Genomic DNA, 14,975 nt, shown 5'->3' with positions numbered 1-14,975 from the left:
AAGTTTTCTTGCGGGGTCTTTTTGTTTTCTGTGTTTTTCGTATTTTATTCATTTTTATGTAATTGTTCCAGATGGTTACTAAAATGGTAACAAGCGGCTTGTGGCCGATTTACGAGTTAACATTTATTTTTAAGTTGTTAAATAAGAAGGTTGAGTTTATGCCTGGGGTTATTGGCACGTTGGTTAATCGTATTAAAAGTGGTTTAACAGCTAAAATTTTTAAGCTGTTTGTTGCTTCGATTATTGCTGTTGGCATGCTTTTTGGCATAGTGCCAGCTTGCGAATCTCACGCAGCTTTTGCGCAAAATATTCCAGTGGGGGGGGGGTATCCCTAACCAGGCAACTAGCTTAAATGCCAACGGTGCTGCAGATGCAGAAAAAACAGAAGATCCAAACGATTTATTCGCTAATAACCCAACACTTAAACAAGCGTTGTATGACAGTATAAAAGAGTATAAAAACACAGACATTAATGTGCCAGAATCTTATAATGACTGGAAGCTTACTGCGAATGATGCAAAAAAGATTAAAAAGCTTGGATTAAGCAATAAGAGTATTAGTGACATTAGCTTTTTAAAGTATTTTCCAAATCTTGAAGATCTGAATTTGAGTGAGAATAAGATAAGTGATATTTCCCAGTTAGCTAGTTTAACAAATCTTAAAAATTTGAATTTGAGTTGGAATAATATAAGTGATATTACGAAATTATCTGGTTTAACAAATCTTGAATCTTTAGACATAAGTACAAACAAAATTAGTAATGTAGATAGTCTTGTTGGTCTATGTAACGGAAAACTTAAAACAATTAATGCTAAAACAAATAATATTAGCAACGTTTATAATATTTACACTATTGCTTATAAAAAGAATATAAGCTGGAATAATAATGTAGATAGAGATAAATATAACTGTTCTTACGATTTTTCTGACCAACATATTGAAAAAAATATAACTCCTAGTGATGCTATAAATGGGTATAATGTTAATCAAATTGTGAAACCAACAAAAATTAAAGATGCCGATTACATCTTTAATTATCGGTATGCTTATATGAATTTTTTTGACATCTATCACAGTAGATATACTTTTACAAATGAGTTAATTCATATTGATAAAAATGATGGAGTTAAATTAATCGATTTTGATTTAAATAAAAAACTGGGAGAGAATGGTTACAATGGAACCAGTACGGTTCATTATGGTCCAGACTTTAGATTTAATGGAAGGCTTCTTATACGTCAATATGTAATTAAACGTATAAATATAGAAGTTAATTTTGGTCAGTCAATTGATTTTAGGAATGCGCTAAAAAATAGTAAATTATCGGGCTACAGTGGGAAAATAAGCGATTTAGGATTGGAATTTTGTGGATATGATCCCTGGGCAGGTTACACCAATTCTAATTCGCCTGACGATTGGACAGCCTTTTTCCCTGGTAAAGAAACTTTTGAATTTCCTGTATGTTACAAAAATGGTGAGTTTAATAATCATATAGAAGGCTACTTTCCTGCTGATAATTTGACCTTTATAGTTACCGCGAAAACAATGGCTCAAACGTGGCCTGCTAAAAGCAGTGATGTGAAAATTGATAATATTGATTCGTCTAGCAAAAATCCGCCTGCTAAACAGCCAACTGTAGATTCTATTAAAACGGACGTTAAAAAGCAGGTCGAGGGATTATTTACAACAACAAGTAGATTTAACTATCCTTTGATTCCTGAAGGTAAAACTCCTAGTGCATGCGATTTATGTGATCCTAATAAATCTGAAGATGGATGTTCAAGCGCTTGTCAAAATGATGATGATAATCCAGATGATGGATTTAGTTCTGATTCCAGACCTTATTATTATAATGACGATAACGATAGGGTTTATCCAATTAAGATTGGTGATTCCTACTATAAAAGTTGTTATAATGTAGATGATCCAGATGCTTGTACTACACAGTATTATTACAAGGCACCTACGGTTACGGTAGATGATTTTAAAATACCTGAAGCGACTGATAAAGATCAGACTGTTGAAGTTCCTGTTACGGTAAGTTACGTTGATGGGTCTAAGTGTACGTTTAAAGCAAGCTTTACTGTAAAGGCAAAGCCGCAGCTTAATCCGCCAACGCCTAAGCCTCAACCTCAGCCGCAGCCAGTGACGCCTCAACCTCAGCCTCATCCTCAGCCAGTGCCAGAGCCGCAGCCGCATCCAGTGACGCCAACGCCGCAGCCAACGCCAACGCCAGATCCGCAGAATCCGCCTGTCACGCCTGCACCTGCGCCAACTCCAGATCAGCCTGAAACCCCTTCGGGTCAATCACACATGACGGAACCAGAGATATTGCCTAAGCCATATTTGAACATAGACGTAACACCTGATTCAAACATAGGCACAACGCCTAATACTGGTTCAGAAAATAGCAATACGCCTAATCCGTACCTTAATCAAAAGCCAGATGCTTCTAGGAATGGTGCATCTAAAAATGGTGTAGCTTTTGCTAAGTCTGCTAATAGGCACAAAACTGCTGCTGGAATTAACTCCGCATCGCATAAATCGCGTGGAACTATTCCAGCAACTGGCTCTGAGTCGTCTTTAATAGCGCTTGTTGCAATGCTTAGCGTGTTGCTTGGAATTGTTGCTATTTGTAAATACAAATTCAAGCAATATATTTTGTAAAAGTAGGTGCGTGGGCTTAAGTCTGTAAGTATGCGTAAGTCTGTAATCATTTGTAACACTGTAAATATGGGTGAATAAGTTTTATGCTTGAATCCCCGTATTTACAGGCATAATTCCCAAAGCAAGTAGGCAGTAGGCAGATGTGCCTAAATACGAAAAAACCCAAGCTGCAAAGCTTGGGTTTTGTTTGTGCCCCCTCAGGGATTCGAACCCTGGACACGCTGATTAAGAGTCAGCTGCTCTAGCCAACTGAGCTAAAGGGGCGTTGGCGTTTTCTTGAGCCGAGTAATAACTATACTCAGAATCGCTTTATTTGCAAGTTACGGCGTGTCGTGTTTTGTTATTAGTGCTATAACGCTTTTTTGGTTTCACATTTTATATTTCGGAAAAATTTCGATAAGAAGTTTATCTAAAGTAACATATGTTTATAAATATAAGCAATATTTATAGAAAATAGTAACAAAAAACGAGTTTTTCAATCTTTTGTGTGAACAACATGTTAATTTATAGTTGTATAATCAACGCAGTTCTGAAAAATTTTCTCTTTAGAAATGGCTATATTTCGCCGTTCTTTGTGGGTTGATTCGTATTTGTTAACTGTTTATGCATAAAAATTTACATATTTATGTTTTTTTTTATTTTCCTCAATGCTAGGCTTGTGAAAAATATTTTATAAGTATTTCATTGAAGGAGAGCGTATTTATGAAGTTCAAAAGAGCATCATATTTAACTCGCTTAGCTGCATTAGGAGTTGCTACAGCAACCCTTATTGCGCCATTTGGTGCAGCGAATGCTGCGGATACTAAGAATTCAGTTAGTAATAACAGTGCTTATGTAAATGATGCAAATGCATCTTCTATTAAAAAGCAGTTTAGAATGTATAAAAATAACTCTGTAAGCCATAAGCTTACTAGAGATGAGAATTTATACTTAGATTCAAATAAAGCTGCATTGCTTGAAAAATATGCTATAAAGAACAGTGCTAGTGTGCCTAATAAGCCTATTGCTGTTATTGTTACTCTGCGTAAGCAGCCGAGTCATCCTTCAGTTGTTTCTGAAAAATCAAATAAAGACGAGCAAAATCGTTTAATTGCTAAATGGCGTAAAAAGTACAATATGGGTGTTCGTCGTCAGCTTGGATATTTAATGAATTGCTTTGAAGCAACAATTCCAGCAAACCGTATGCAAGCTTTACGCCATGAGCCAGAAGTTAGATCTGTAGAAAAAGAGCGTTTATATTATCCGCTGGAAAATTTTGCTCGTGAGCTTCAGGGTCTTACGAAGGCTTTCCGAGAAAGTAATAAAAACTTAGATGGTACTGGCATGTTGGTTTCAATAATCGATACTGGAATTGATATTAACAGTAAAGATATGAAGCTGGATTCATCTGCTAAAAGTGCAAAAAAGTTAAATCCACAACCAGGATTTACAGATAAAGTTCCTGCAGGATTTAATTATGCAGATGAAACTAATGAAGTGAAAGATAATCATGCTGAACAGCATGGCATGCATGTTGCTGGAATTGTTGGAGCTAATGGAGATGAAGAAAATGCTCCTGCAGCTAGCAATCATCGTGTTAATGGCATAGCTCCTAATGCGCAGCTGCTTGCTATGAAAGTGTTTTCTAACAACCCAGATATGCCTGGATGCCGTGATGCGGATGTTGTGGCAGCTATAGAAGATTCTGTTAAGCTTGGTGCCGACGTTATAAACATGTCTATTGGCTCCGATAATGGACTTGATTCTACTTCAAGTATTGCTGCGTTAGCGTTAATGAAGGCTAGAAAAGCTGGAGTGTTGCCTGTTGTTTCGGCTGGAAATTCTGGATTGAACTTCTCGAATTCTGGTGGATTAGATGATGTGTTTGGAAAATGGGATGATGGCACTTTGGGGTCTCCATCTTCCTTCCCAGATGCTTTTAGTGTTGCTTCTGTTGAAAATTCAAAAGTTACACAAACCAAGGCGCAATGGTTTGTTAATAATGCATCTGCTACAAACTCTGGTTCTAATGATGCTAAGAAAAATGATTTTCCTTACTCACTTTCTACAGGTGTAGCTGATGGAAAATCACATGAAATTGTTGATATTAACCTTGGTAAAAAAGATGATGTTAAAGACCTTAACTTAAAGGGTAAATATGCATTAGTTAAACGCGGAGATATTGTGTTTACAGAAAAAGTTAATAACGCAAAAGAAAAAGGTGCTGAAGGTGTTGTTGTATACAATGTAAAGGATGATCCTACTCAATTCCTAGATATGGCAGGCGTCGATAAGATTAAAGATGTTTTTGTAACATCAATACGCTATGAAGATGGTGAGGCAATCTATCAAGCAATCAAAAAGAATAATGGAAAAGTGGAAGTAACTTTCACCAATGATTTCGTTGCTATTGCTAACCCAGATTCGTTAAAGCCATCTAGATTTACGTCTTGGGGTCCAACTCCAGATCTTAATTTTAAGCCTCATATTTCTGGTATTGGTGGGAATGTGTGGTCTACTCAGAATGATAATAAGTACAGAAGTATGTCTGGTACTTCTATGGCAGCCCCAAATATATCAGGTCTTTCTGCTCTGCTGATGGAAAATTATAAAAAGCGTTTTAAGGGCAAAGAACTTAAACCTTCTGAATTAGTTGATCGTATTGAGCAAGTGTTGATGAATACAGCTAAGATTCTTACTCGGGATGATGGTAATAAAAAAGTTCCGTATGCTCCTAGACAAATTGGCGCTGGTTTAGCGCAGCTCGACAAAGCCATTAAGACGGATGTTGTTGCAACTACTAAAGATAGTCGCAGCAATGAAAGTAAAGCATATGCTTCTCTTTATGAGTTAAAGCAGGGTGAACGCAAGTTTAATGTAACATTGCACAATTATGGTTCTGAGAATGTTAAATATAGCATACCGAATCAGGTTGTTGTAAACGAGACAAATAAACCTGGTGAAAAAACATCCACATTTGTGAACGATAAAGAAACATTAACTGCAGATAAGTCTTCCGTAATTGTAGAGGCTGGTAAAACAGTTGATATTACTTTCACATTGAATCCTCAATATGGGGAAAACCATTACATTGAAGGATGGGCTTGCTTAAAGTCTAAGACTAAAGGTCAGCCTGATTTGTCTGTTCCATATCTTGGTTTTGTTGGTAATTGGAATGCTGAGCAGATTTTGGTTAAACCTGGTGAAAAGTATAAGAATGCTGATAAACCAGCTAAGCCTGTTAATCCTGCACAAAATCCTTCTCCTGCAGCTCCGAACCAGTCTTCCGATGAAAGTAATGGTGAAATTGATTCAACTACTGCCCTTATGTCTGATTCAGCAGACGGAAGTATGCAAGTTAAGATAAATGGATCTAAACGATTCATGTTCTCACCTAATGATGATGGATGGTATGATTTAATCACACCATATGTGCCATTATTGCGTAGTGCGGCAGATATTCGCTACGAGATTATGGATGAAAATGCAAGCAAGGTATTACGAGTTTTAGGTGAAGACCACAATGTTTCTAGACCTACTTTGCCTTCTGCAGCAGATTCAATGGGCCATGAAGGTGTGAATGGTCGTTTTGATGGTAAGCGTTATGATCCGAAAATCGCGCAGTTTGTGCGGTTTGAGGATGGAAATTACGTGTATCGCATTCAAGCTCGTTTGGGCAAAGGCTTTCAGTGGCAAAACTACGACATGAAGTTTGCTCTAGATACGCATGGTCCTAATGTGAATGTTTCCGACCGTGATTCTAATGGCGTTGTAACAATCACTTTAAGTGATAACTTAAGTGAAGATCCTGGTCTTCCAGTTATTCGCCGTGTTGGTGATGATGATGTATTTAAGTATGATGATGCAACTGGTTGCACTTTAGATAAAGTACATCATAAGCGCGTGTGCAAAATAAATGTTGGTAACACAACGCCATTTATTTCTGTTGTTGCTAAAGACGCAGGAATGAATGGAACTCGTGTAGTTAAAGTGTTTGCTAATAAAGATCATAAAATCTTCATTTCTCGTCGAAAGGAAATGGACGGGAAGATGGTTGGAACATCTGTAGTGCATGACAATAAGTTAAATCTTGAAGGTTATGTTTCTGATGATGTTAAATCCATGAAAGTTCTAGCAAGTTACAAGAAATACGATGGATCAATTGTTAAAACAACAGTTAAAGTGAATCTAAATAAAGCACCAAAGTTTACTGCTAGTAATATAAAAATAGTACGTGGTGAAAACACTGTAAAGGTGCTTGGATTCTCTGATGATAAATGCAAAACGCAAATAGCTAGCGAAGAGTTTACGTTAACATACAATCCAGAGCGTCCGCGTATTAGTGTTACTAATACGGATAGTGGCGATAGTGATGGAAGTTTGCCTGTTTTGAGTGATGGTAGTGTAACTGTAAAAGGCAAAGTAAAAGATAGTTCACAACCTAAGCAAAAGCTTGAGCTAACAATTCGTTACCAAGTGGATAAAGTGAAGCAAGCAGCTGGTTCTACTGATCCTGGTTCTTCTAATTCAAGCAGCGAATCTGCTGATGATGTAGATGACACTGAGACAAAAGAGGATCCAGTAACGATTAATTCGGATGGAACATTTGAAGTAACAGTAAAGCCTTCTGCTAAGGCGTATCAGGTTACTCTCTGCGCAAGTAATGGTCAGAATCTTAAAATTAAGTCTGTTAAGCTTCAAGGCCGTAACGAGCCGAACTTTATGGAAGTAAGCAATGGCGTGTTCTATCCAAGTAATGTAACTCCACTTGGAGCAAATATTTGGATGATTAATCCTATTACTGCAGGACCAAGCTTAGACTCCTTTACTTTGCAAGGTACTGTTGGTCCAGATATAAAGAGTGTAGAATTTACTCCTTCTACGCGTCTTAATAACGATGGCAAGTATATGTTAGAGTCAGCTATTGCTGCAAAGATAGACAGTCAAGCGCATAGTTTCTCTATTGATTTGCCAATGCATACTGGAATTAATGATTTTCGCGCTGTTGTAAAAACTGCTGATGGCAAGAACCTTATGGACTTTGCTGTTGCTTTCTTGTTTGATAAAGAAGCTCCAAAAGCTACTTTTGTTAATCCACAATTATATGGTCATACATTGTTTACAAACAAAGATACCGTAAAGTTTAAGGGTAGTGCTCAAGATAATGCTTCTGGATATAGGCTTTCTATCAATCATTCTGTTGTTGCAGAGTTTACTTCTCTGGAAAATGGTGATGGCCAAGAAGCAAACAAAAAAGAATTTGAGCGTGATGTTGATGTAGAAGATGGAGATCATGTTTTTCTTGAGCTTGAAGACAAGGTTAATTCATCTGTTTATGGTTCCATTCCAGTTGTTGTTGATAAAACAAATCCAACTGTAGATGTAAGCATGAAAGACGATGAATCAGTAGAAGGCGACTATACGGTTACTATAAAGGCTAAAGATGCAAATCTTAAATCCGTAGCTGCATATGTTGACGACAAGCCAATCAGTGCTGTTTCTAATACGAATTTAGCTCCTCATCCTGTAGAGAGCACGTTGCTTTCGTTAACTCAAGGATATAGTTCCTATACTGAAGTAGATAAACCTGAAAAGGATCATTTGGAATTAAAGGCAGTCATTCATGCTAAAGATCTGGCAGAAGGTAATCATATTCTTCGCGTAGAAGCTATTGATTATGCTGGAAACTCAGCTGCTGGTGATAATCAGCGAACTTCCATTCCGTTTGTTAAAAAGAAGCATGCTGAACCAGTTAAGCCTGATCATTCTAAGCCAGATGTGCCTGGTCATAATGTGAATCCAAATGTTCCAAAGAAGCAAGAAATTCCTGCTCCTCCAGATGCAAACGCTCATGTTCCAGCAGCTCCTATGAGTGTTGTTGAATTAACAAAAGCTCTTAAGAGCAATCTTTTAGTTGGTAAATATGAAAACAATGTTGCTCGTGCAGGTGTCGAAAATCCTATGAAGCTTCGACTTAGACAAAATAGTGACATTATTGAGCAGCTTAAGAAGAATAAAGTTGTATATGCATATGCGTACATTTATTCTCTTCCTGTTTTGTTGCATGGCAAAGATGGTGCTAGCTACGTAAAGGTTGTTTTAGATGATAAAGGTCAGCCTCATTTTGATGCTGAGATTCCAGAAGGATATTCGGGTAAACATACAATTGTTCTTATTGATAACAGAGGATTACAAATTGCTTGGACTAATGTGTGGGTTATTCCAGCTAATGCAACTTCATTCGATGAGACTATTGCAGAATATAACTTGATACATTCTGAAAGTCATTCTGGATTTACTTTTGCGTCTAGTGATGAAGATTATGAATCTGCAAGTAATATTGCAGATAATAATGAGGTAAATGGTTCTGAGACTAACTCGGGAGCATATGCAGGTGCTAATGGTAATGCTAATAGCAATGTTAATGGCAATAGTAAGAATGCTAATAATAATGCTAATTCTTCCTTAAGTAACTCATTGTCTTCTTCAAAGAACACTAATACAGAGGGAATGCTTTCAAAGTTAGGTGTGACTGGTGCTGGAATAGTATTCACACTGGCTACATTGGCTTTGTTGCTGCTAAGTGGCACTTTTGCACTTTTTGTTCGCAAAATGCGCATGTAAAGTGTTAACTAGTTACCTTTAAGTCTAAATAGTTATATTCCCCATGTGTAACAGCATGGGGAATATTTGTTTAGTGCGCTTTATGTTTTGTATGCTCATTTGTTAAATTGGCGTGTTTGCATGTTTGTCCTTCTTAACAGTCAAGCTGTAAGCATGACATTAAGTATGGTGTTGCAAGAATTGCAAAATGAGCATCAAGGCTCAGAGTTGCAGCCTAAAGCGCAATCTAATCGCACGCTACCTTTGCATGCAAGCGAAACAAGCGCCGAAAATCCTTGGCCAGTAAGCGTTATAAGCCAAAAGTTCCATGGTGCTGTAGAAAAGTGGCCTGCGGCTTGGGTAGAAGGTCAGATTGTTGAAATCAACATGAGAAGGTCTACGTCTGGCTACGTAACGCTTAGAGACAGCAACGAAGACGTTTCAATCTCCATAATGGGCTTTAGCAAGTTTGTTCAGCAAGCGAAAGATTTGCGGCAGGGCGATAGGGTAGTTGTTCACGGCAAGGCAGATATTTGGGTAAAAGCAACACGATTGAGCTTTGTTGCCGACGAAATTAGGCGTGTTGGTGCTGGCGACTTAAAAGCGCAAATAGACGAGTTGCGCAAAAAGCTTAAAGGCGAAGGCTTGTTCGACGCGGAAAATAAGGTGCCGCTGCCCGAGTTTCCAAAGTGCATTGGACTGGTGTGTGCGCCTCAAGCTCGAGCCGAGGGAGATGTTATTACAAACGTCAATTTGCGATGGCCTGTAACGCGTTTTAAGGTGGTTCACGCGCATGTTCAGGGTGTGCAATGCCCAGCGGACGTTATTGCTGCCATTAAGCAGCTAGACGCAGACCCAGAGGTTGATGTGATTATTGTTGCGCGCGGCGGCGGTAGTTTTGAAGATTTGATTGGATTTTCGGACGAGGGCGTGGTTCGCGCTACGGCTGCTTGCGTAACTCCGATTGTTTCTGCGATTGGTCACGAAGACGATTGGACGCTGATTGATTTGGCGGCAGATATGCGAGCTTCTACGCCTACAGATGCAGCAAAGCGCGTTGTTCCAGATGTTAACGAGCAATGGCAGTTGATTGATAACGCCTTGCAACACGCGCGCATGAGGATTTCTGCGCGAGTTAGCAACGAGATTCAGCTTATTGAGGGATATGCGAATAGGCCAAGTATTACTCAGCCAACCACTATGTTGGAGCCGCACGAGTTGTTTGTTCAGCAAGCAATTGAACGCATGAGGCATGGTTTGGTGCGGTTGCTGGACGACGCTAGTTTAACTGTTGAAAAGGCACATGCCAGCATTACAGCTCTTAGCCCGCAATCAACGCTTAATCGCGGTTACGCGGTTGTGCAGATTAGCGGCGGAAAGGTGCTTGACGATTCTAGTCGTGTAAAAACTGGCGATGATATAACAGTTACTCTTAAAAGTGGCTTGATCACAGCTAATGTTACTTCTGTAGAAAAGTCGTAAAGTTATAAAGCTGTAAAGTCGTAAAATAAAAAAAGTTTTAAATAAAAATTAGAAAAGGATGATTATGAGTGACGAAACTACGCGCGCAAATGGTGCAAAAGTTGATGCGATTAGCACGCTTAGCAGCGAAGAGCGAGCTGCGATTGACGCAATGCCTTACGAAGAGGCGCGCGAAAAGCTTGTGCAAGCTGTTAAAGCGCTTGAGGCTGGCGGCTTGACTTTAGATCAGTCTATGCATCAATGGGAGCTTGGAGAGGCGTTAGCAAAGCGTGCGCAGGGCTTGCTTGCATCGGTTCGCGCTAAGTTGGACGCGGCTCAAGCGGAGCAGTCGGCTACAGCAGCAACTGCTGGAACGCAGTCGAATCTTGAATCGTGAATCTTGAGTGCGTTATAGCGCGTAAACCATGCCATGGTGTATAATTGCCATCTGTTGCTTTGCAAGAAGCGTGCGCATGTTTCGTTTTGCGTGTTGCGCGTTGCAATCAACTAAACTGCCTCGGTAGCTCAGTGGATAGAGCACCACTCTCCTAAAGTGGGTGTCGTCAGTTCGATTCTGATTCGGGGCACTTTTCTTTCCCCAATGTTAGGGGATAGTGTTAGATTATTTCTAACTTAAGCGATGATCCGTTATCGGCGGGGAGTTTTCGGAAGAACGGCGAGGATTCGTAAGGTTCTCGCTTATTAGAACCGACGGGGTTGGCCCGTATAGCCAAACACGAGAGGCTGCAAACGTTGCATAAGCATTTTGCAGCAAGCGAGGTGGTACCGCGGCAATAACTGTCGTCCTCGCAGGGAAATATTCACCCTGTTGAGCGAGGAGAGCACAGTGAGCGAATCCACTAATCCAGCAGCAAACGCGTCCGAAAAGTCATGCGCAAATAACGTATACCCAAAGGTAAGTGTTTCAGCATCAACGCAAGAAAACGCCGTCGCGCAAGTTGCACCAAATCCTTCTTTCCCAAAGCTTGAAGAGTCCGTTCTTCAATACTGGGATGCAAATAACACTTTCCGCAAGTCAATCGAATATCGCCCGTCTGGCAAGGGTAGCCAAAACGAGTTCGTGTTCTTTGATGGCCCTCCATTTGCAAACGGTCTTCCTCACTATGGCCACTTGCTCACAGGCTACGCAAAAGACGTGGTTCCGCGCTATCAGACTATGCGCGGCCGCAAAGTAAACCGCGTTTTTGGTTGGGATACTCACGGCCTTCCTGCAGAGTTGGAAGCGCAGAAGGAACTCGGCATCGAGTCTGTTGATCAAATCGAAAAAATGGGCATCGCAAAGTTCAACGATGCTTGCCGCGCCAGCGTTTTGAAGTACACAAACGAGTGGCAAAATTACGTGCATCGTCAGGCTCGCTGGGTTGATTTTGAGCGCGGCTACAAAACTCTGAACATTCCATACATGGAATCCGTAATGTGGGCATTTAAGCAGCTTTACGATAAGGGCTTGGCTTATAAAGGTTACCGCGTGCTTCCGTACTGCCCAAAGGACCAGACTCCACTTAGTGCGCACGAGCTTCGCATGGATGCTGATGTGTACCAGAATCGCCAGGATACCACTGTTTCTGTGGCCGTTAAGCTTCGCGATGAAGACGACGCTTACGCAGTATTCTGGACAACCACTCCTTGGACAGTTCCAACCAACTTCGCAATCGTAGTCGGCGCAGACATTGATTACGTGGAAGTTCGTCCAACTGAAGGCAAGTTTGCTGGCAAAAAGTTCTACATTGGTAAGCCTTTGCTTGGATCTTACACTAAGGAACTTGGCGAAAATTACGAAGTTGTGCGCGAACTTAAGGGCGCTGAGATGGCTGGCTGGCGCTACTACCCAGTGTTCCCATACTTTGCAAGCGATTCTGCACTCGCTGAGGGTGGCACTCCTGGTCCTAACGCTTTTACGATTTTCACAGCAGATTATGTTGATACCGCTGAAGGGACTGGTCTTGTTCACCAGGCTCCTTATGGCGAGGACGATATGAACACGCTTAACGCGCACGAAATTCGCAGCGTTGACGTGCTCGACGCAGGATGCAAGTTTACAAGCGACTGCCCAGATTACGAAGGCTTGTACGTTTTCGACGCGAATTTGCCAATTTTGCGCAACTTGCGTGCAGGAGATGGCCCGCTTGCTCAAATGCCAGAAGACCAGCGCGCGTTGCTGTTCCAAGAAAAAAGCTACGTGCACAGCTATCCTCATTGCTGGCGTTGCGCAACTCCGCTTATTTATAAGCCTGTTTCCAGCTGGTTTGTGTCTGTTACAAAGATTAAGAAGCGTTTGCTTGAGCTTAATCAGCAGATTAATTGGATTCCTGGAAACGTTAAGGATGGCCAGTTTGGTAAATGGCTTTCTAACGCTCGCGATTGGTCGATTAGCCGTAATCGCTTCTGGGGCTCGCCAATTCCAGTGTGGGTGAGTGACGATCCAAAGTATCCTCGCGTAGACGTTTACGGCTCGTTGGATGAGCTTAAGGCTGATTTTGGCGACTATCCTCGCGACGACGATGGCAATGTGAATATGCACCGCCCATATATCGACCGCCTCACTCGACCGAACCCAGACGATCCTACTGGAAAGTCTCAAATGCATCGCATTACGGATGTTCTTGATTGCTGGTTTGAGTCTGGTTCTATGCCTTTTGCACAGTTCCATTATCCTTTTGAAAATAAGGACTTCTTCGAAGAGCACTTCCCATGCGATTACATCGTTGAATATATTGGTCAGACTCGCGGATGGTTCTACACACTTCACATTATGGCTACGGCTCTCTTCGATCGCCCAGCTTTTAAGAACGTGATTTGCCACGGCATTGTGCTTGGTTCCGACGGCCAGAAGATGAGTAAGCATTTGCGCAACTACCCAGATGTTAATGGCGTTTTCAACGAGTACGGTTCGGACGCAATGCGATGGTTCCTTATGTCTTCGCCAATTTTGCGCGGTGGTAATTTGATTGTTACTGCAGACGGCATTAGGGATACTGTTCGTCAGGTTATGCTTCCAGTTTGGAGCTCTTACTACTTCTTCACTTTGTATGCTAACGCTGCAAATGGTGGCAAGGGCTACGATGCTCGCATGCTGCGCGCGGACGAGGTTGCAGGCCTTTGCAACATGGATCGCTACTTGCTTGCTCGCACGCGTTTGCTTGTTGAGCGCGTAGAAAAGTGCTTGAACGAGTTTGCGATTAGCGATGCTTGCGCTGCAGTTAGCGACTTTATTGACGTTCTTACTAACTGGTATATTCGCGGCAGCCGTGACCGATTCTGGAATGAAGACGAGACTGCTTTCAACACGCTTTACACTGTGTTGGAAGTGTTTATGCGCACGATTTCCCCTCTTGCTCCTATGGAAGCGGAGGCTGTGTGGCGCGGTCTTACTGGTGGCGAATCCGTGCATTTGGCTGATTGGCCTTATTTGGTTGAGCCGCAAATGCTTTCAGATGGCGAGAAGAACCCTAAGGCTGGCGAAGTCACTGAGCTTGGTGCTGTTCTTGCTCACGACGATGCTTTGGTTGCTGCTATGGATAAGGTTCGCGAGGTTGTTTCTTCTACGCTTTCGTTGCGTAAGGCGGAGCAGTTGCGCGTGCGTCAACCGTTGGCAAACTTGACTGTTGTTGCAGAAAATACTGCTGCTGTAGAGCCTTACGAGCAGGTGCTTGAGCGCGAGCTTAACGTTAAGAATGTTACATTCTGCACTTTGGAAGATGCAGGCGACCACGGTTTGAAGATTGTTCACGAGCTTAAGGTGAATGCGCGCGCAGCTGGTCCTCGTTTGGGTAAGCAGGTGCAATTTGCTATTAAGGCTTCGAAGAGTGGTGATTGGCGTGTTGACGGCTCTGGTGTTCCTGTTGTTAATACTCCAAATGGCGAAGTTGCGCTTGAACAAGGCGAATATGAGCTTGTAAATCGCGTTGAGTCTTCGGATGCTCAAGTGGCTGCAAATACTGCTTCTGCTGCAATGCCAACTGGCGGTTTCGTTATGCTCGACACTGCTTTGACTAGCGATTTGCTTGCGGAAGGTTATGCTCGCGATGCTATTCGCGCTGTTCAAGATGCTCGTAAGGAGAACGGTTTGGATATTAGCGACCGAATCTCTTTGACTTTGAGCGTGCCTGCTTCGGATGTTGCTAAAGTTGAGCAGTTCCGTGATTTGATTGCGGAAGAGACTTTGGCCACTAGCTTTGAAGTTACAGAGGCTGATTCTAGCGCAACCGAGCTTAGCGTAAGTCTTAAGCGTGCGTAAATCTTAG

General features: G+C 41.5%; 6 protein-coding genes and 2 tRNA genes. 7 read left to right on the top strand and 1 reads right to left on the bottom strand.

Annotated elements, in window-relative coordinates:
* Positions 1-71 precede the first annotated feature (71 nt).
* Together ACPEIW_RS05030 and ACPEIW_RS05025 are read left to right on the top strand one after the other, a co-directional pair.
* Positions 72-335, top strand: a complete 264-nt coding sequence (locus ACPEIW_RS05030) for a hypothetical protein (protein ID WP_425663412.1) — start codon at positions 72-74, stop codon at positions 333-335.
* A complete protein-coding gene (locus ACPEIW_RS05025; protein WP_425663410.1) occupies positions 298-2,667 on the top strand; it encodes a leucine-rich repeat domain-containing protein in 2,370 nt (789 codons plus the stop codon). Before ACPEIW_RS05030 ends, ACPEIW_RS05025 begins: the two co-directional genes overlap by 38 nt.
* A 190-nt stretch (positions 2,668-2,857) precedes the next feature.
* Here the strand turns inward: ACPEIW_RS05025 and ACPEIW_RS05020 are convergent.
* A tRNA-Lys gene (locus ACPEIW_RS05020) sits at positions 2,858-2,931 on the bottom strand.
* A gap of 438 nt (positions 2,932-3,369) precedes the next feature.
* On the opposite strand from ACPEIW_RS05020, the gene ACPEIW_RS05015 reads away from it, so the two are divergent.
* The 5 genes from ACPEIW_RS05015 (at position 3,370) to ileS (ending at position 14,968) form a co-directional block, all read left to right on the top strand.
* Positions 3,370-9,270: a S8 family serine peptidase gene (locus ACPEIW_RS05015; protein ID WP_425663408.1), complete on the top strand. Its 5,901-nt coding sequence runs from the start codon at positions 3,370-3,372 to the stop codon at positions 9,268-9,270.
* Positions 9,271-9,390: 120 nt separating this feature from the next.
* On the top strand, positions 9,391-10,731 hold the full coding sequence (gene xseA, locus ACPEIW_RS05010; protein WP_032843025.1) for an exodeoxyribonuclease VII large subunit: 1,341 nt from the start codon (positions 9,391-9,393) through the stop codon (positions 10,729-10,731).
* A gap of 64 nt (positions 10,732-10,795) precedes the next feature.
* Complete coding sequence (locus tag ACPEIW_RS05005; protein WP_004132640.1) at positions 10,796-11,107, top strand: exodeoxyribonuclease VII small subunit; 312 nt, start codon at positions 10,796-10,798, stop codon at positions 11,105-11,107.
* Positions 11,108-11,224: 117 nt separating this feature from the next.
* Positions 11,225-11,297: transfer RNA gene (locus ACPEIW_RS05000), tRNA-Arg, on the top strand.
* A 260-nt stretch (positions 11,298-11,557) separates the two neighbouring features.
* Positions 11,558-14,968, top strand: a complete 3,411-nt coding sequence (gene ileS / locus ACPEIW_RS04995; protein ID WP_425663405.1) for a mupirocin-resistant isoleucine--tRNA ligase — start codon at positions 11,558-11,560, stop codon at positions 14,966-14,968.
* Positions 14,969-14,975: the final 7 nt, after the last annotated feature.

Origin of the sequence: Gardnerella piotii, assembly GCF_049815665.1 — a bacterium.
Taxonomy (GTDB): Bacteria; Actinomycetota; Actinomycetes; order Actinomycetales; family Bifidobacteriaceae; genus Bifidobacterium; species Bifidobacterium piotii.
The sequence above is the reverse complement of the archived record's forward strand: the minus strand, read 5'-3'. Positions and strand labels throughout refer to the sequence as shown.